The 17,116-nt window shown below is 62.4% G+C and carries 16 protein-coding genes, 1 tRNA gene and 1 pseudogene; 5 read left to right on the forward strand and 13 right to left on the reverse strand.

The window, feature by feature from the left end:
* Positions 1-54: 54 nt before the first annotated feature.
* Entirely contained in the window at positions 55-1,593 is a 1,539-nt protein-coding gene (murJ, locus tag BZL41_RS03630) for a murein biosynthesis integral membrane protein MurJ (RefSeq protein ID WP_095598034.1), read from the reverse strand.
* Between the two features lie 228 nt (positions 1,594-1,821).
* Between murJ and rpsT the strand changes: the two genes are divergently transcribed.
* Complete coding sequence (rpsT, locus tag BZL41_RS03635; protein WP_084335540.1) at positions 1,822-2,100, forward strand: 30S ribosomal protein S20; 279 nt, start codon at positions 1,822-1,824, stop codon at positions 2,098-2,100.
* A gap of 92 nt (positions 2,101-2,192) precedes the next feature.
* Here rpsT and BZL41_RS03640 read toward each other — a convergent pair whose 3' ends face one another.
* The 5 genes from BZL41_RS03640 to rplU form a co-directional block, all read right to left on the reverse strand.
* The gene (locus tag BZL41_RS03640; protein ID WP_095598035.1) at positions 2,193-2,648 is read right to left on the reverse strand and encodes a CreA family protein; all 456 of its coding nucleotides are present in this window, start codon (positions 2,646-2,648) and stop codon (positions 2,193-2,195) included.
* A gap of 17 nt (positions 2,649-2,665) precedes the next feature.
* Complete coding sequence (gene proB / locus BZL41_RS03645; protein ID WP_095598036.1) at positions 2,666-3,784, reverse strand: glutamate 5-kinase; 1,119 nt, start codon at positions 3,782-3,784, stop codon at positions 2,666-2,668.
* A gap of 64 nt (positions 3,785-3,848) precedes the next feature.
* Entirely contained in the window at positions 3,849-5,072 is a 1,224-nt protein-coding gene (gene cgtA, locus BZL41_RS03650; protein ID WP_095598037.1) for an Obg family GTPase CgtA, read from the reverse strand.
* 105 nt (positions 5,073-5,177) lie between these two features.
* A complete protein-coding gene (rpmA, locus tag BZL41_RS03655; RefSeq protein WP_095598038.1) occupies positions 5,178-5,435 on the reverse strand; it encodes a 50S ribosomal protein L27 in 258 nt (85 codons plus the stop codon).
* Positions 5,436-5,470: 35 nt separating this feature from the next.
* Positions 5,471-5,782: a 50S ribosomal protein L21 gene (rplU, locus tag BZL41_RS03660; RefSeq protein ID WP_084335535.1), complete on the reverse strand. Its 312-nt coding sequence runs from the start codon at positions 5,780-5,782 to the stop codon at positions 5,471-5,473.
* Between the two features lie 244 nt (positions 5,783-6,026).
* Between rplU and BZL41_RS03665 the strand changes: the two genes are divergently transcribed.
* Both BZL41_RS03665 and BZL41_RS03670 read left to right on the forward strand, forming a co-directional pair.
* Positions 6,027-6,995 carry a polyprenyl synthetase family protein gene (locus tag BZL41_RS03665; protein WP_095598039.1) on the forward strand — a complete coding sequence of 323 codons (969 nt, stop codon included), beginning with the start codon at positions 6,027-6,029 and terminating at the stop codon, positions 6,993-6,995.
* Between the two features lie 190 nt (positions 6,996-7,185).
* Entirely contained in the window at positions 7,186-7,431 is a 246-nt protein-coding gene (locus BZL41_RS03670; protein ID WP_095598040.1) for a hypothetical protein, read from the forward strand.
* A gap of 129 nt (positions 7,432-7,560) precedes the next feature.
* Here BZL41_RS03670 and BZL41_RS03675 read toward each other — a convergent pair whose 3' ends face one another.
* The 6 genes from BZL41_RS03675 to BZL41_RS03700 all read right to left on the reverse strand — a co-directional run bounded on the left by BZL41_RS03675 (position 7,561) and on the right by BZL41_RS03700 (position 12,848).
* Entirely contained in the window at positions 7,561-8,178 is a 618-nt protein-coding gene (locus tag BZL41_RS03675; RefSeq protein ID WP_095598041.1) for an FKBP-type peptidyl-prolyl cis-trans isomerase, read from the reverse strand.
* 86 nt (positions 8,179-8,264) lie between these two features.
* Positions 8,265-8,570: a DUF6482 family protein gene (locus tag BZL41_RS03680; RefSeq protein WP_095598042.1), complete on the reverse strand. Its 306-nt coding sequence runs from the start codon at positions 8,568-8,570 to the stop codon at positions 8,265-8,267.
* A gap of 125 nt (positions 8,571-8,695) precedes the next feature.
* Positions 8,696-9,184, reverse strand: a complete 489-nt coding sequence (locus BZL41_RS03685; RefSeq protein ID WP_095598043.1) for a TIGR00645 family protein — start codon at positions 9,182-9,184, stop codon at positions 8,696-8,698.
* A 215-nt stretch (positions 9,185-9,399) separates the two neighbouring features.
* A complete protein-coding gene (locus tag BZL41_RS03690) occupies positions 9,400-9,741 on the reverse strand; it encodes a hypothetical protein (protein WP_084335529.1) in 342 nt (113 codons plus the stop codon).
* A 195-nt stretch (positions 9,742-9,936) separates the two neighbouring features.
* Positions 9,937-12,438, reverse strand: coding sequence for a Lon protease family protein (locus BZL41_RS03695; RefSeq protein ID WP_095598044.1), 2,502 nt, complete (start codon positions 12,436-12,438; stop codon positions 9,937-9,939).
* A gap of 86 nt (positions 12,439-12,524) precedes the next feature.
* On the reverse strand, positions 12,525-12,848 hold the full coding sequence (locus BZL41_RS03700) for a TraR/DksA family transcriptional regulator (RefSeq protein ID WP_095598045.1): 324 nt from the start codon (positions 12,846-12,848) through the stop codon (positions 12,525-12,527).
* Positions 12,849-13,025: 177 nt separating this feature from the next.
* On the opposite strand from BZL41_RS03700, the pseudogene BZL41_RS03705 reads away from it, so the two are divergent.
* Positions 13,026-14,860, forward strand: a pseudogene (locus tag BZL41_RS03705) (DUF4105 domain-containing protein).
* A gap of 1 nt (position 14,861) precedes the next feature.
* On the opposite strand, the gene rtcR reads toward BZL41_RS03705, so the two are convergent.
* Positions 14,862-16,481 carry an RNA repair transcriptional activator RtcR gene (gene rtcR, locus BZL41_RS03710; protein WP_095598046.1) on the reverse strand — a complete coding sequence of 540 codons (1,620 nt, stop codon included), beginning with the start codon at positions 16,479-16,481 and terminating at the stop codon, positions 14,862-14,864.
* A 281-nt stretch (positions 16,482-16,762) separates the two neighbouring features.
* On the opposite strand from rtcR, the gene BZL41_RS03715 reads away from it, so the two are divergent.
* Positions 16,763-16,831: transfer RNA gene (locus BZL41_RS03715), tRNA-Ser, on the forward strand.
* Positions 16,832-17,116: the final 285 nt, after the last annotated feature.

Genomic DNA, 17,116 nt, shown 5'->3' on the forward strand with positions numbered 1-17,116 from the left:
GCCCGGTAACAGTTCGGCCGGACCTCGCATCAAGCAGGCGCTGCCGCGCGCAGGTCAGGAAACCGCTCGCCGGGAAAAATCCCTGAGCCGGAAGCCCAGTAGCAGCAACATACCGAAGTAGGCGAATACTCCGACCGTCACCAGTCCACCGAGACGCAACAGGCGTGTCAGCATCACACCCTCGTCCCAGGCCGGCATGACCTGCATTAACCCGAACAGTGCCGCAGCCATGACCAGCACCGCCACAACCAGCTTCGTCAGGAACAGAACCCACCCCGGCTGCGGCTGGAACAGCCGCTGCGCGCGCAGTTTCCAGTAAAGCAGGCCGGCATTCAGACAGGCACCCAGGCCAATGGCCAGAGCCAGACCGGCATGCTGCAAAGGAAAGATCAGCGCCAGGTTCAGCAATTGCGTTACAACCAGGGTGAATACAGCGATACGCACCGGTGTCCGGATGTTCTGCTGAGCATAGAAGCCCGGCGCCAGCACCTTGACCAGAATGATACCCAGCAGACCGACCGAATAGGCAATCAGGGCACGCTGGGTCATCAGGGCATCGTGGGCCGAGAACTTTCCATACTGGAACAACGAAACCGTCAGCGGCTCGGCGAGCAATGCCAGAGCGACCGCACAGGGCAACACCAACAGGAAGCACAGCCGCAGGCCCCAATCGAGCAGCCGCGAATATTCCTTGCGGTCCTGGCTGGCATAAGTCTTGGCCAATGACGGCAGCAGAATGGTGCCCAGCGCCACCCCCAGCACGCCGGATGGCAGCTCCATCAGGCGATCGGCGTAATACATCCAGGATACCGAGCCGGCCACCAGAAACGATGCGAAGATGGTATTGATGATCAGCGAAACCTGGCTGACCGAAACCCCCAGGATAGCTGGCAACATCTGCTTCAGAACACGCCAGACGCCCGTATCGCGCAGATTTAGTCGAGGCAGGACGAGCATGCCGATCTTCTTCAACGACGGCAGCTGATACAAAAGCTGGAGCAGCCCCCCGGCCAACGCAGCCCATCCCAGCACCATGACGGGAGGATCGAAATAGGGCGTTAGGAAGAGTGCGAAACCGATCATGCTGACATTCAGCAGTGTCGGTACGAACGCCGGCACGGAAAAACGGTTCCACGTGTTGAGGATAGCGCCGGCCAGCGACGACAGCGAAATCAGCAGAATGTAGGGAAAGGTTACCCGCAGCAGCGAGGTCGTCAGTTCGAACTTCTCCGGCTCGTCAGCGAACCCCGGCGCGCTGATCCAGATGATCCAGGGAGCCACAAGCACGCCTAGCAAGGTGACCAGAGCCAGCACGAGCGTGAGCAGGCCGGACACATAGGCGATGAACGTACGCGTCGCCTCCTCGCCCTGCTGGGTCTTGTATTCCGCCAGGATGGGCACGAATGCCTGGGAAAACGCCCCCTCGGCAAAGATGCGCCGCAACAGATTGGGCAACTTGAAGGCGACGAAGAAGGCATCCGTCGCCATGCCGGCACCAAAAATACGGGCGATGATGGTATCGCGCACGAAGCCCAACACCCGCGACAGCATGGTGATGGAGCTGACGGCTGCCAGCGACTTGAGTAGATTCATGGCATTGATCGCTACTGTATTTTCTGGCCACTCGGTCGACGGCAAAGATGGACGTCGGAGCGAAGCCGCCGAGTGTAGAGGCCGCCCGCGAATAAATCATCCAGCGCCAGCGGACACGCTCGTCGAACGGCGCCTGAGAAGAATGCCGCCACCCTTGACAAGCCAGGGGGAGGTCGGCATGATTCGCGGCCTTATTTGTTTGTATCCCTGTTTTCGAGGAGCTTGACGGTGGCCAATACACCTTCTGCCAAAAAACGCGCCAAACAGGCTGAGAAGCGTCGTAGCCATAACGCCAGCCTGCGCTCCATGGTTCGTACCTACATCAAGAACGTGGTCAAGGCGATCGACGCCAAGGACCTGGAAAAGGCTCAAGCCGCCTACACCCTGGCTGTGCCGGTAATCGACCGCATGGCCGACAAAGGCATCATCCACAAGAACAAGGCAGCTCGCCACAAAGGCCGTCTGAATGCCCACATCAAGGCACTCAGCGAAGCCGCTGCCGCCTAAGCGCAACGGATGCTGCACAAAAAACCGGCCAAATGGCCGGTTTTTTATTGCCTTCTTCTTTGCGGATCGTCAGCGACAACCCGCAAAGACCGTTACTTCCAAGGCAGGATCGGAATGGCCGTCACCGCGTTCTGCGGACTACCCTCTATTACCCGGTCGCTATAGACCAAATAAACCAGGGTATTGCGCTTTCGATCGAAGAATCGCACGACCTGCATGGTCTTGAAGACCAGCGAAGTGCGCTCCTTGAACACTTCCTCCCCTTCCTTCAGCTCGGCTCGAAAGCGGATAGGCCCCACCTGACGACACGCAATGGAGGCCTCCGCACGATCCTCGGCCAGCCCAAGCCCACCCTTGACACCACCCGTCTTGGCACGGGACAGATAGCAGGTCACGCCTTCCACCTTGGGATCATCGAACGCCTCGACGACGATTTTGTCGTTCGGCCCCACCCACTTGAATACGGTGGACACCTCACCTATCGGCTCGGCCGCCGCCACGAGCGGAAACAGTAGCACACCACACAGCAATCCTTTGAACGCCGGCATTACAAACTCCCGAGAAATCAGACCAGAATCAGATTGTCGCGATGAACCAGCTCCGGCTCATCCACATAACCCAGCAACTTCTCGATGGCATCGGAGGGCTGCCCGATAATTTTCTGAGCCTCGACGGCACTGTAGTTGGCGAGACCCCGCGCAACTTCGCGACCATCCGGCCCCACGCATACCACCATTTCGCCACGCCGGAAGTTACCCTGCACCCCCTTCACTCCGACCGGCAGCAGGCTCTTACGATCCTGCACCAGCGCCTTCACCGCGCCGGCATCCAGAGTCAGCGTGCCGCGAGTCTGCAGATGCCCCGCCAGCCACTGCTTGCGTGCCGCCAGCAGGCCCCGCTCGGGCGCCAGCAAGGTTCCCAGGCGCTCGCCCGATTTGAGCCGATCCAGCACTCGCTCGATCTGCCCACCGACGATAATGGTGTGCGCCCCGGAACGCGCCGCGAGGCGCGCCGCACGCAATTTGGTCTGCATCCCTCCCCGCCCGAGCGCACCACCGGTACCCCCCGCCACTGCATCCAGCGCCGGATCATCGGCACGCGCCTCATGGATCAGCTTCGCATCGGGATTGCTTCGCGGATCGGCATCGAACATGCCGTCACGATCAGTGAGGATGACCAACAGGTCCGCCTCCACCAGGTTGGCCACCAGCGCCGCGAGGGTATCGTTGTCGCCGAAGCGGATCTCGTCGGTGACGACGGTATCGTTTTCGTTGATCACCGGAACCACCCCCAGCTCCACCAGGGTGCGCAGGGTGCTGCGTGCGTTCAGGTAGCGCTTGCGATCGGACAGATCGTCATGGGTCAGCAGGATCTGGGCGGTATGCTTGCCGTGCTCGGCGAAACTGGATTCCCAGGCCCGGATAAGACCCATCTGGCCGATTGCGGCAGCAGCCTGCAATTCGTGCATCGCCTTCGGGCGAGCCGTCCAACCCAGCCGACTCATGCCCGCCGCCACGGCGCCGGAAGACACCAGCACCAGCTCGACGCCCGCTTCGCGCAGGGCCACCATCTGCCGGACCCAAACCGCCATGGCCGCCCGGTCCAACCCGCGCCCATCGGCGGTCAGCAGGGCACTACCGATCTTGACTACCCAGCGCCGCGCGCCGGTCACCTTGTCCCGCATTTCTCAACCCCAAGCCAGTCAGAACAACGCCGCTATGAAAGCGGCGCTGAACGATACCTCATTGTCAGTCACGGACGTAGATGATCTCGGGACCATCTTCGTCATCCTCGAAGTCGTCATCCCAATCGTCATCACCGATATCGTCGACACTCTTCAGGCCAGCGCGACGCAGGGCACGGCGATCATCCAACGCCTGTAGGCGTGCACGCGCCTCGTCTTCGATACGCCGATCCAGTTCGATCAACGCCTCGGCGTACGCAGGATCTTCAGCCTTGCGCAGTTCACGCTCATCGAGATAACGCATGATCGCCTGCGAGAGCGCTTCGGTCCCTTCGCTTTCCAGCGCCGAAATCACATGGACAGGGCCTTTCCAATCGAGCCGCTCGACCACGGAACGAACACGCTCTTCGCGCTCCTCCTCGAGCAGTTGATCAGCCTTGTTCAGTACCAACCAACGGTCCCGCTCAGCCAGCGCCGGGCTGAATTTCTCCAATTCGCGAATGATGACCTCCGCAGCCTCAGCCGGATCGCTGCCGTCCACCGGTGCCATATCCACCAGATGCAACAGCAAGCGGGTACGCGCCAGGTGCTTGAGAAAGCGGATTCCTAACCCAGCCCCCTCAGAAGCGCCTTCGATCAACCCTGGAATGTCGGCGACGACGAAACTCTTGTAGCGACCGACACTGACCACACCGAGGTTCGGCACCAGCGTAGTGAACGGATAATCAGCCACCTTGGGCTTGGCTGCGGAAACGGAACGAATGAACGTGCTCTTGCCGGCATTCGGCAAGCCAAGCAGGCCAACATCGGCGAGCACCTTCAATTCCAGCTTGAGATCACGCGCTTCGCCCGGCTTGCCAGGAGTGGTCTGCCGCGGCGCACGGTTGGTGCTGGACTTGAAGCGGGTATTACCCAACCCATGCCAACCACCCTGGGCGACCAGCAGGCGCTGACCCGGCCTGGTCAGGTCGCCGATGACTTCCTGAGTCCCCGCATCGATCACCGTCGTGCCAACCGGAACGGGCAGAATGAGGTCATCCCCTTTCGCACCGGTACAATCGGTACTGCCACCCTTTTCCCCGTTCTTGGCCGCAAACCGACGCGTATAGCGGTAATCGACCAGGGTATTGAGGTTCTCGTCGGCCTCCAGGTAGACGGAGCCACCATCGCCACCATCCCCACCGTTGGGGCCACCTTTCTCGATGAACTTCTCGCGACGGAAGCTCATCATGCCGTTACCGCCGTCGCCGGCCTTTACAAAAATCGATACTTCATCGACGAATTTCATGGAACGCCTCCCGCCCTAGGGCGGGCTGAGTAAAAACGAAGAACTATAGGATACAGAAACAAAAAAGCCCCGTCGCATGACGGGGCTTCTTCAGCAAGGCCGGACTCAGGCAGTCACGACGCTCACGTATTTGCGACCGAAAGCGCCCTTGGTCTCGAACTTGACCACGCCATCCACTTTCGCGAACAGGGTGTGATCCTTGCCCAGACCAACGCCGTAACCGGCATGGAACTGAGTACCGCGCTGACGCACGATGATGTTACCGGCCTTGATAGCCTGGCCACCGAACATTTTCACGCCAAGGCGTTTACTTTCTGAGTCGCGACCGTTGCGGGTAGAACCGCCAGCTTTTTTGTGTGCCATGAGTTCAATACTCCAAAAAGGGGATCAGGTAGTGCTTACGCCTGAATACCGGTGATTTTGATCTCAGTGAACCACTGACGGTGGCCCTGACGCTTCATGTGGTGCTTACGACGGCGGAACTTGATGATACGCACTTTGTCGTGACGGCCTTGGGAAACCACTTCGGCCACGACCTTGGCACCATCGACGACCGGAGCACCGATCTTCACGTCATCGCCATTGCCGACCAGCAGCACGCGGTCGAAAGTGACGGCTTCGCCGGTGGCAACTTCGAGCTTCTCGATCTTGAGGAACTCGCCTTCGGCGACTTTGTATTGCTTGCCACCGGTAACAATTACTGCGTACATGGAATATCTCCGTTGATCCTGCTCACCCAGCGCTTTATAGAAGGAGTGATCGGCTGGCATGGCTGCATGGGGCCGGATGGGACGCCCGTGCATTTGCGTAAGGCAGGGAAATGCCCAGGGAAGTTCAGGGGCCGCGATTGTACGCAAGGCGCCGCATCTCCGCAAGCGCCGCAGGGCTTTGCCTTGACAGCCCCTACCCTGCCCCCTAGCATGCCGCGCAACCTACGAGGAGCACGTAACGCTGATGCAACCCCAGGCCTTCTATAGCGTGGTGGCGGATGATTTTACCGCTGTCGATGGCATTATCCGCAAGCAGCTCGTTTCGCGCGTTCCCCTCGTGGAAAAGATCGGGGACTACATCATTTCCGCCGGCGGCAAGCGCCTTCGCCCCTTGCTGGTGCTGCTCTGCGGCAAGGCACTGGGACGTCAGGACGACGACCTGCGCCTGCTTGCCGCCACCATCGAGTTCCTGCATACCGCTACGCTGCTGCACGACGACGTAGTCGACATGTCCGGCATGCGCCGCGGTCGCTCCACTGCCAATGCGTTGTGGGGTAATGCCCCCAGCGTCCTGGTCGGCGATTTCCTCTATTCGCGCTCCTTCGAAATGATGGTGGAGCTCGGCTCCATGCCGGTGATGCGCATCCTTTCCAAGGCCACCCGGGTGATCGCCGAGGGCGAGGTCCTGCAGCTCTCCAAGGTGCGCGATGCCAGCACCACCGAAGAGACCTACATGGAAGTCATCCGCGGCAAGACCGCCATGCTTTTCGAGGCTTCGACCCACAGCGCCGCCGCCCTGGCCGGTGCCAGTCATGAGCAGAGCGAAGCGCTGCGCACCTTTGGCGATCATCTGGGCATTGCCTTCCAATTGGTCGACGATCTGCTCGACTACCGGGGAGATGCCGAGACACTGGGCAAGAACGTTGGCGACGATCTGGCAGAAGGCAAGCCCACCCTGCCGTTGATCCATTGCATGCGCGAGGGCACTCCTGAGCAAGCCGCCTTGGTTCGCCAGGCGATCCAGAAAGGTGGTATCGAGGATTTGGAAAGCATCCGTGCCGCAGTGGAGGCCGCCGGCGCGCTGGATTACACCGCCCGCCTGGCTCGCGATTACGCCGAACGCGCCATTGCCTGCCTCGACGCGCTACCCGCCAGCGAACACCGCGACGCCCTCGTCGAATTGAGCCGCTTCGCCGTCGCTCGCACCCACTGATTTTCCCTGCCTGAATGGCCCGCACTCGCGCGGGCCCTCTCCATAGTTCTTCGGATAACCGCAAGACGCCCGCTCATGCAGCGAGTGTAATGCCACACCTTTTCCCGTCGCCCGACGAAAGGTCAAATCAGAGCTTGCCATTTCACGAATAAGAATTATTCTCAACAAAACTTATTCAAGGAGATGCGCCATGACCTATCTGATTGACGCTTGGCTGGACCGCCCACACCCTTATCTACGCATCCTGAACCGGGACACCGGGGAGGTGTGCGCCATGCTGGAAGAAGATGCCATCGACGAGCTGCGCGACCTCGGCGAGCTCGATTTCGCCGGACTGAGTTCCAGCGAACCCGGTGTACTCAAGGAGCTGGTACGCAGCCTGTTCCTCTTCTGTTACGCGCGGGCATTGCGCCCAACCGGCCACGATCCGCACTGACCGAGCAAACGGCGCAAGGAAGCGCCAGGGCAGCCGTCGCCCGGGAGCCGGCTGCATGACGGGGGCAACGACGCTCTCGCGCCGGCCCTCGAGCGGAAACGGACTACCGTTCGAGGGCCACCCTTCGAATCAGAGGATTTCCAGCAGCTCGACGTCGAACACCAACACGCTGTGCGGCGGAATGCTGCCCACTGCCTGACCACCATAGGCCAGCTCGCTGGGCACATGCAGGCGCCACTTGCTGCCGGTATTCATCAGTTGCAGGGCTTCGACCCAGCCGGCGATCACACCGCCAACCGGGAATTCGGCCGGCTGGCCGCGCTCATAGGAGCTGTCGAACACACTGCCGTCGATCAGCGTGCCATGGTAATGGGTACGCACGTGATCCTCGCGGGACGGCTTGGCACCCTCGCCGGCCACCAGCACTTCATATTGCAAACCGGACGGTAGCACCGTGACGCCTTCACGCTTGGCGTTCTGCTCCAGGTACGCCCGTCCCGCACCGGCTGCGGCGTCAGCCTTGGCCTGAGCCTCGACTTGCATGCGTTCGCGGATCACACGGAAGCTGGCTGCCAGGGCGGTTTGCTCGACCCGGCTCGGCTGGCCGGCGAAAGCATCGGCCAACCCCGCCAGTACGGCGTCCAGGCTGACGCCCGGAGGTGGGTTGTCGCGCAACTGGTCGCCGAGCTGACGGCCGATACCGTAACTGACACGGGTTTCGTCGGTGGAAAGGTTGAGTTCGGACATCGTCTCGGCTCCGCAGGACAAAAAAGGGCCGCCAGACTAGCACAGTCCTCCGCCAGCCATGGCCGGCACACGCGCCGAGGCCGAAATCAGCCAGGCAACGAAAGCGAAATGGGGACGCAAACGATCTCGCCGTTATCCTCGCGGATGCCGCACATCTCGTCGTGCACCATGGTGTGGACCAGATTGCAGGGCAGCGTCGGCAGTGCATGCAGCAGTTCCCTGGCATGCTCGACGGAGCGCAGATGCATCGTGTGTCCCTGGTTATCGCTGAGCGGATGGGCGCCATCGTCCATCCGCGCCTCCAGGATGTATATGCCGCCTTCCAGGGAAATCAGATTCAATTCCTGGACATGCCCGGCGCGGGCATGGCTGGACAGATCATGCAGGTTCATAGCATCACCTCGCACCGATCCTCGTCGGTTTCTACAGTCTTCGTAGAAAACCCTGGGAAGTACAAGGCCAAGGGACAATCGCCCGTCCATTTCCGGACGGGCGGACCTGAAGGATGCGAAGCGGGTCAGTGCTTGGTCAGCTTGTCCAGATAGCCCATTGCGAACGCCGAGGCCACGAACGTCATGTGAATAATCACGTACCACATCAGCTTGGTGTCATTGATGTTTTGCGCATCCATGAACACCTTGAGCAGGTGGATCGAGGAAATCGCCACAATGGAAGCGGCCACCTTCATCTTCAGGGAGCCGGAGTCCATCTTGCCCAACCAGTTGAGCTTCTCCTTGCCTTCGTCGATATCCAGTTGGGAGACGAAGTTCTCGTAACCGGAAATCATCACCATCACCAGCAGACCGCCTACCAGCGCCATGTCGATAAGAGACAAAAGGACGAGGATCAGGTCGGCTTCGGCCATCGAGAAGATCGCCGGCAGCACATGGAAGATTTCCTGGAAGAATTTGATCGCCAGCGCCAGCAGGGCGAGAGACAGACCGAAATAGATCGGTGCCAGCAACCAACGGGAGGCATACATCGCGTTTTCGATAAAACGTTCCATGGGATCTCGCAGTTGAGTCGAACCGGCGCGGGAGTATACCAGCGTGTCGTGCAGGACCAAGACCGGACAGGGCGTTGGAAATACGCGTTAAAGATTGCGAATCGAGTTATCCCCGTGGACTGTGGATAAAGCTGTGAATCAGCACGGGAAGAATCTCTGCCACCGTGCAACCACGCAGTCTTCCTCGGGTTGCACAAAAGCTGAGCAGCCTCGTTTCAGCTCTCGGGCCGGAACTGGTAGTCGCCCAGATGCCGGCAGCGCTCGCCGTTCAGGCGGCGCAGCTCGGCCTGCAGATGCAGGCGCCAGATCATGGGTTCGGAGCAAGCTTCATAGCCTTGAACGGCCAGGCTTTCGGCTATCGCATCGAGTACGCCTTCGGCCACGAAAGGCCCGTGGAATGGGCCTTGGGACTTGATTGCGGAAGGTTGGGAGCCGGACATGCCAGCCGCGCAGAGAAGGGTCCAGAGCCCTCGCTCGCCGGCCAGAGGCAACACCACACATTCGATGCGCGTCACCAGTCCCAGGCATTGGCGGGTAAGACAGAGGCTGCGCGGCATGGCGGCGTTCCTCACAGGGTCCGGTCTCCAGCCTACACCCCGACAGGCTGCCGAGGGAAGGCTCGGGTTATCCCCGGCAGCTGTGGATAACACTGTGGACGACGCGGGGGTAGATCGCCACGCGCGCCGCCCAGCGTGGCCGTCTTGCCACTGCTCACTGGCTGACCAGCTAGCAGCGGCATCGCAACCCGTGGTTCACGCCGCCCCGGAGCCCTTCGGCTTGGGCGTACCCGGTTCCTTGGCCGGGCCTTTGCGGGTGGGCTTCTTCGCCGCCACCGCCGTGTTGATTTCCTCGGCGAGGGCCTTGGCCGGCCCCTTGTCTTCCTCTTCCATGCCCATCTCGGCGATTTCACGCAGGCGCTGCACCACCCGGGCATTCACACTGCCCTCGGGGAACTGCCCCTTCTCATCCGGAGTGCCGGCCGCTTCGCCCACCAGCAGCCCGAGCGCCTCGTCGACCTGGCGCACCGCGTAGACGTGGAAACGCCCTTCGCGCACAGCCTGCAGTACGCGATCGTCGAGCATCAGGTTGGTGACGTTGGCATAGGGAATGATCACCCCCTGTTCGCCCGTCAATCCTCGCGCCTCACAGAGGCGGAAGAAGCCTTCGATCTTCTCGTTGACCCCACCGACTGCCTGCACCTCGCCGAACTGGTTGATCGAGCCGGTGATGGCGAAGCACTGCTTGAGCGGTGTGCGCGACAGCGCGGAAATCAGTGTGCAGACTTCGCCCAGCGAGGCACTGTCGCCGTCGACGTAACCGTAGGACTGCTCCAGGGCGATGCTGGCGGAAATCTCCAGGGGAAACTCCTGGGCGTAGCGGCTGCCAAGGTAGCCGGTCAGGATCATCACCCCCTTCGAGTGGATCGGCTGACCGAGATTGACCTCGCGCTCGATGTCGACGATGCCGCTACCGCCCGGATAGACAGTGGCGGAAATCCGCGCCGGCACGCCGAACGCCGAATCACCCACCTCCAGCACTGTCAGGCCGTTGCATTTGCCGATGGCGGCGCCTTCGGTGTCGATCAGAATGATGCCTGCCAGCATGTCGTCGAGAATCCGCGCCGACACACGCCCCGTCCGGGTGGCCTTGGCCTTGAGCGCACGCTCGATATGGCCGACGTCGGTCACCGTGTCGCTGGCCAGTTGGCGGACGAAATCGGCTTCGCTGACCAGCTGGAAGAGATCGCCGATGCGTGCCGACAAGCGCCCCTGGTGCTCGGCCAGACGCGCGCTGTAGGTCGCCAGCCGGGCAACGGCGGCGGACGTCAGCGGTGCCATCCCTTCCTCCGAAGTGCGCGTCTTCAGCAATTGGGCGAATTGCTCCAGGCTGTCTTCGGCCAGCGGGATTTCCTCATCGAAGTCCACCAGGACGCGGAACATCTCCTGGAAGTCCGGATCGAGGTCCTGCAGCGTGTAATAAAGCTGGCGGGAGCCAATGATGATCACCTTGATCTGCAACGGGATCACCTGCGGCGTGAGCGTCACTGTCGCCAGGCGCCCCAACTCGGCCAGCGGCGATTCCATTTTCAACTGCCGCGAATGCAGGGCACGCTTGAGGGCATCCCAGACGAACGGCTCGCCGAAGAGTTTCTCCGCTTCCAGCACCAGGTATCCGCCGTTGGCGCGATGCAGCGCCCCCGGACGCAATTGCCGGTAGCTGGTATACAGCGCGCCCTGGTCGGTGCTGTATTCGATGCGGCCGAACAGGTTGTCGTAGGTCGGGTGCGACTCGAACACCACCGGAGCCCCACCGCTGGCATGGTGACCGACGATCAGGCTCGGGCTGTACTGGTCTTCCAGCATCTCGCGGCGCTGGGCATCCAGCTTATCGTCCAGCAACTGATCGACCACCGTTTTCAGCAGATTCACCTGCATGGCCTGGAGGTAGGCGCAAACTCCAGCGCACTCGGCATACTTTTCCGACAGAGGGGCCAGCAACGGCTGAAGCGCCAGGGTGATGGTCTCCTCGTTGAGCTGGCGCAACTGGTTGCTCGACTCGCGCTTCCATTGCGGCAGGCTGGCCAGCTCTTCGTTCAAGCGCTCTTCCAGCACCGCGATATCGCTATGGAATCGTTCGCGTTCGGCCTCCGGCAACTGAGCGAATTCGGCCTCGTCTAGCGCCTTGCCGTCCTTCATTGGCGTAAAAGCGATATTCGCGCTGTCGCGGTAAAGAGCGATGCCCTTCTCCAGCGACAACCGTTCGATCACGTCCAAAGCGCGGTCGTAGCGCTGGTTGAAGGCGCGATCGATGGCATTCTTGCGCTGCTGGTAGGTGGGATGTTCGAACACCGCCGGGAAGGTGGACAGCAGGTTGTCGATCAACTGGTTGACGTCGGCGATGAAATCGCTCGCGGTGCCGGCCGGAAGCTCCAGCACCTTGGGCTCCCGGGGCTCGTCGAAATTGTTCACATAGACCCAGTCGACCGGGGTCTCCAGACGCTTGGCTTCCGCCTTCAGGTAGCGCTGGACGAAGGAAAAGCGGCCGGTTCCCGGCTCACCCATGACGAACACGTTGTAGCCGGGGCGCGGCATCGCCACGCCGAACTGCAGCGCCTCGACCGCACGCTCCTGGCCAAGCACGCCACGGAAGGGCTCCAGATCATCGGTGGTGGTGAAGGCGAACTGGGAGGGATCGAAGGGGCGGGTCAGGGCGTCGGGTGCCAGGCGCAAGCCGGCAGCGAAAGGATCGGGCATCGGACATCCTTGAATCGGGCGGCAACAGCCGCGGGGGTGTTGCCTGCATTCTGGCGCTGCCCGTGCGCTCCTGGCAAGGCGTTCACTCAGCCGGCCCGATCCGCGCATTGCAGGCAGAATTCGGCCACCGGAAGCGCCGCCAGCCGCCGCTCGTCGATTGGTTCGCCGCAACGCTGGCAGTATCCGTAGCGTCCTTCGGCAAGGCGCAGCCTGGCCAGACCGACCTGACGCAAACCGGACTCGGCCTCCGCCAGCAGGGCCTCCAACACCTCGTCGTTCTCCCGCTGCGTCGCCTGCTCGGCGAAGTCGGGCGAGTGGCTGCACGCCAAGTCGCGGCGGATCGCCGCGGCGCGGGCCGCATACTCGGCAGCCAGGTTATCCAGGGCGGATCGGGGGTCGAACGAGGTCATGACGGACTCCTGGGAACGATGGCCCGGCCGGCCGGGCTCTTCGGTAACCAGTGTGTCGCCTTCGCCGCAATGGGCACTGATCCACATCAAGGAGGACGCAGGCCATCTGCCACTCGCTTGACAGCCCCGTCGACCTATCCAAAGCTCGACCGGACCAAGAGAAGAAGAAGAGTGACCTTGAAACGGATTTTGCCGTACCTCGCACTGAGTCTCTGCTCCCCGCTGCCTGCCGCTTCCCTGCCCTCCGGCGACCATCTCGACACACTCGCCGAAGCGCCCTATTGGCTCGCCCTCGGCCATTACGAACGCGGCAAGCTGGGCGGCTGGCGCAGTTATGTGGACGACGCCGGTTTCTTCCTCGCCGCCGAGGGCGACAGCGATCCCGCCGCCGAACTGCGCGCCACCGTCGAGGCGTTGTATGCCCCTGCCAGCCTCGGCGACAAACACGCGCAGTGCGTCTATCCGGCCCGCACCCGCTGGCTGCGCGAACAGTTGCGACTGGCTGACCTGCCCGAAGCGGCATGCCAGGAATACCGCACCTGGTATCAAGACGTGAATCCGCACAGTACGGTGCTGGTGTTCCCCGCTGCCTACCTGAACAGCCCGTCATCGATGTTCGGCCACACCCTGCTGCGCATCGACCAGGCTGACGTCGACAGCCATGGCACCGCCCTGCTCAGCTACGCACTGAACTTCGGCGCCTACATCGAGGGCATGGACAACAGCCTGCTCTATGCCTGGAAAGGCCTGATGGGTGGCTATCCCGGCCTGTTCGCCCTGGTGCCCTACCGCGACAAGCTGGGCGAATACAGCCGCCTGGAAAACCGCGATCTCTGGGAATACCGCCTGAACCTGACGCCCGAAGAGACCGGGCGCATGGTGGAGCACGTCTGGGAACTCAAGCAGGTCCGCTTCGATTACTACTTTTTCGACGAGAACTGTTCCTACCGCCTGCTGGAACTGCTGGAGGTCGCCCGCCCCGGCATCGAACTGACCGACGACTTTCCTCTGACCGCCATTCCCACCGACACCGTCCGGGCCGTGGTGGACGCCGGGCTGGTCGAGCGAATCGACTATCGCCCCTCGCGCGAACGCGAACTGTTGGCACGCGCCGAGCCGCTCGAACGCGACGAGCAGAACTGGGTCCTGCGCCTCGCCGACGACGAATCGCTACTGGGCGACCCCGCGTTCCTGGCGCCCTGGCCCAGGACGCCGCCTTCCGCCTGGTGCGCTACCGAGCGACCGGCGAAGAGCGCAACCGTACCATCGCCACGCGCAGTTTCCGCCTGTTACAGGGCATCAACCGTAACCCACCGCCAACGCTGGACATCGAACGCCCCGGCCTGCCCGAACAAGGTCATCGATCACGGACCTGGCAGCTCGGCCTCGGCAGCCGCGACGAGCGGGCCTTCGCCGAGTATGGCCTGCGCATGGCCTATCACGACCTCAACGACAACCTGCACGGCTTCCCGCTGGGCGCGCAGATCGAAATCCTTCAGCTCAAGATGCGCCAGTACGAAGGCAATCACTGGCAGCTACAGCGTCTGGATCTCGCCACCATCCGCTCGCTGACGCCACGCAATCACCTGCTCCAGCCCTGGTCCTGGCAGGTCGCCGGCGGGCTCGAGCGCGTGCCCGGCGAAAACGGCGACGAGCGTCTGGTCGGCCACTTCAATGGAGGCGTGGGCGGCACCTGGAAACTGAGAGAAGACCTGCTCGGCTTTGCCCTCGCCACCGCGCGCATCGAGCACAACCCGGACTTCGCCGCCGCCATCGCTCCGGCGCTCGGCTTCGATACCGGCGTGCTCTGGCGCAACCCCGTTGGCAACCTGACCCTGGAAGCCAAGGGCGACTACTTCCACAACGGCGAAGTCCGTCGCAGTCTCGGCCTGACCCAGCAATGGGAAGCCTCCCCCCGCCTGGGCTTGCGGCTGAGCGCCGAACGCCAGTTCAGCAGCCTGACGCCCCCGGAGAACGAGCTGATGCTGCAACTGCGCTGGTATCACTACTAGCTCAGCCCTCAGGATGCGAAACCACGGCGCCCCACTCCAGCCCGAACCGCGCCAGGTACTTGCGCAACCGGTCGGCGTCGTTGGGATTGGCCTTGCCTTGGCGCGACACAGCGAACAGCCGCCGACCGGCATCCGACAGGCTGCGCGCCTCGCGGCAAACGCCGATCACGGACTCCAGTTGCAGCCGGTCGAAGAGGTCCAGCCCAGCCAGTGTCTCGTCGCCCAGTAACGCACGCAGCGGGGTCGCGTCGGGTCCATCGCTTTGCCAGGCGCGCCGCAACCGTTGCAGTTCCTCCTCCACCAGTGTTTCGTCGATCCGGCCGCTGTCGGCCAACGTCGCCATTCGCGTGACGGAGGCCGACAGTTCGCGGAAATTGCCGGCCCAGCGCGCCTCCGCCGAAGTGGCGAACGCCAGGTAGCGGCGCCGCGCCTCGACGTTGAAACGCACCTGCCGACCCAGCTCGCGAGCATGCCGTTCCAGCTCGAAATCGATGTTCGGCTCGATGTCCTCGCGCCGCCCGGCGAGACCGGGCAGCTCGAACGTCCATAGATTGATACGGGCAAACAGGTCCTCGCGGAACAGCCCGTCCGTCACCCGACCGCGCAGGTCTCGGTGCGTGCCGGCGATCAGGAGGAAGTCGCTTTCCACCTCCCGGTCGCTGCCCAACGGGAAGAAGCGCCGTTCCTCGATGGCCTTGAGCAGCATGGCTTGCTCGTCCAGGCCCAGTTCGCCGATCTCGTCGAGAAACAGCATGCCGCCGTCGGCCGCCCGCAACAGGCCATCGCGCGCATTCTGCGCTCCGGTGAAAGCACCTTTGACATGGCCGAACAACGCGGACATGGCACCATCGCCGCGCAAGGTCGCGCAGTTCACTTCGACGAAGCGGCCTTGGATCTGATGCCGTGCACGCTTCAGCTCGTAGATTCGCCGTGCCAGGAACGACTTGCCCGCCCCCGTGGGCCCCACCAGCAGCATGGGCGCCCTGGAGCGAATGGCGACCCGCTCGATCTGCTCGACGGAACGGTTGAACGCCGCGTTGCGCGTGGCGATACCCGACTTGAGAAAGGCCAGCGTCTCTTGGCGCTCGCGGCGAAAACGCGAGGCGATGCGGTCGTAGCGCGACAGGTCGAGATCGATCAGGGTGTGGATGCCACTGGCCTTCCGCTCGGTATCCAGGCGCCGGGCCGGTGACGTCTGGACCAGCCGCGCAGGCAGATAACGCGCCTCGGTGAGCAGAAACCAGCAAATCTGCGCCACATGGGTCCCGGTGGTGATGTGCACCAGATAATCCTCATGCTCGGTATCGAAGGCGTAGCCCGAGGTGAAGTCGTGCAGAGCCCCGTAGACCTCTTCGAAATCCCAAGGATCGCGCAGTTGCATCGCATGCAGACGCACCTCGGTTTCCGGCGATACCTGGGCGATGTCATCGCGGATGCGCTCGGCCAGCCCCCGGTCGCGGGCATCCTCGCAGTGGATCAGCTCCAGGCGATGGATCAGCAGGTCGGGCTGCTGGCATAAGCCGACCGTGGGGCGCCATTTTCTCCAGCGTTCCGCGCCCTTGCCCACCCGGTCGAGAGTCGTTCCGAGAAAGCCGATGGCCACGGTTTGCCTTTCCGTCATAGCGATACCTAAAGATAAATAGCGATACAAAAATATAGCGTTTATCGTCATTCTCGATACAGCCGGATTACTTCCATCTCGCCTCACCCAGAAATAATTTCTTTAATTTCAAATAGATAAGAAATAAAGCGAAGCGACAGAGCACTCCTGGCACGCCACTCGCTATATCCCTTCCGACCGCATCGCCATGCAGGCCGACGGGCCGGGAGTTCCTCCCGCCGGTGCGCGGGCCCACCCTGGTGTTGGCGCCGCGTATGCCGCCGCAGCAATGATCGGTCGATGCCTGGTGGCTCAGTCGGTAGAGCAGTCGCCCGAGGCGGCCGTCGCAGGTTCGAGTCCTGCCCAGGCCTTCGATAGCTCAGTCGGGTAGAGCAGCCCTCGCAGAGGGCCTGTCGCGGGTTCGAGTCCCGCTCGAATACCTGCCCTTCCAAGGCAGTTCACACATGAGCAGTACCCGCTGGCGTGGCAAAGGGAAGGACCCGATGCCACCGCCGATCCGCCCGGCACCGAAGCCGCGCGACGGGCAGGACACGCATTGCAGCCGCAGGACGCGGCGCCGGATCAGGATGATCGCGATGCGGGCCGCCCCGACGTGCCGCGATGGACGCCCGGCGGATCGGCGAACGCCAGCACTG

The sequence above is a fragment of the Pseudomonas sp. PIC25 genome, from assembly GCF_002286785.1.
Taxonomy (GTDB): Bacteria; Pseudomonadota; Gammaproteobacteria; order Pseudomonadales; family Pseudomonadaceae; genus Pseudomonas_M.

What these genes read in the sequence shown, in the direction of transcription:
- murJ (WP_095598034.1), bottom strand. Translation starts at nt 1,593, where the DNA reads ATGAATCTACTCAAGTCGCTGGCAGCCGTCAGCTCCATCACCATGCTG.
- BZL41_RS03640 (WP_095598035.1), bottom strand. Translation starts at nt 2,648, where the DNA reads ATGCCGGCGTTCAAAGGATTGCTGTGTGGTGTGCTACTGTTTCCGCTC.
- proB (WP_095598036.1), bottom strand. Translation starts at nt 3,784, where the DNA reads ATGCGGGACAAGGTGACCGGCGCGCGGCGCTGGGTAGTCAAGATCGGT.
- cgtA (WP_095598037.1), bottom strand. Translation starts at nt 5,072, where the DNA reads ATGAAATTCGTCGATGAAGTATCGATTTTTGTAAAGGCCGGCGACGGC.
- rpmA (WP_095598038.1), bottom strand. Translation starts at nt 5,435, where the DNA reads ATGGCACACAAAAAAGCTGGCGGTTCTACCCGCAACGGTCGCGACTCA.
- rplU (WP_084335535.1), bottom strand. Translation starts at nt 5,782, where the DNA reads ATGTACGCAGTAATTGTTACCGGTGGCAAGCAATACAAAGTCGCCGAA.
- BZL41_RS03665 (WP_095598039.1), top strand. Translation starts at nt 6,027, where the DNA reads ATGCAACCCCAGGCCTTCTATAGCGTGGTGGCGGATGATTTTACCGCT.
- BZL41_RS03670 (WP_095598040.1), top strand. Translation starts at nt 7,186, where the DNA reads ATGACCTATCTGATTGACGCTTGGCTGGACCGCCCACACCCTTATCTA.
- BZL41_RS03675 (WP_095598041.1), bottom strand. Translation starts at nt 8,178, where the DNA reads ATGTCCGAACTCAACCTTTCCACCGACGAAACCCGTGTCAGTTACGGT.
- BZL41_RS03680 (WP_095598042.1), bottom strand. Translation starts at nt 8,570, where the DNA reads ATGAACCTGCATGATCTGTCCAGCCATGCCCGCGCCGGGCATGTCCAG.
- BZL41_RS03685 (WP_095598043.1), bottom strand. Translation starts at nt 9,184, where the DNA reads ATGGAACGTTTTATCGAAAACGCGATGTATGCCTCCCGTTGGTTGCTG.
- BZL41_RS03690 (WP_084335529.1), bottom strand. Translation starts at nt 9,741, where the DNA reads ATGCCGCGCAGCCTCTGTCTTACCCGCCAATGCCTGGGACTGGTGACG.
- BZL41_RS03695 (WP_095598044.1), bottom strand. Translation starts at nt 12,438, where the DNA reads ATGCCCGATCCTTTCGCTGCCGGCTTGCGCCTGGCACCCGACGCCCTG.
- BZL41_RS03700 (WP_095598045.1), bottom strand. Translation starts at nt 12,848, where the DNA reads ATGACCTCGTTCGACCCCCGATCCGCCCTGGATAACCTGGCTGCCGAG.
- rtcR (WP_095598046.1), bottom strand. Translation starts at nt 16,481, where the DNA reads ATGACGGAAAGGCAAACCGTGGCCATCGGCTTTCTCGGAACGACTCTC.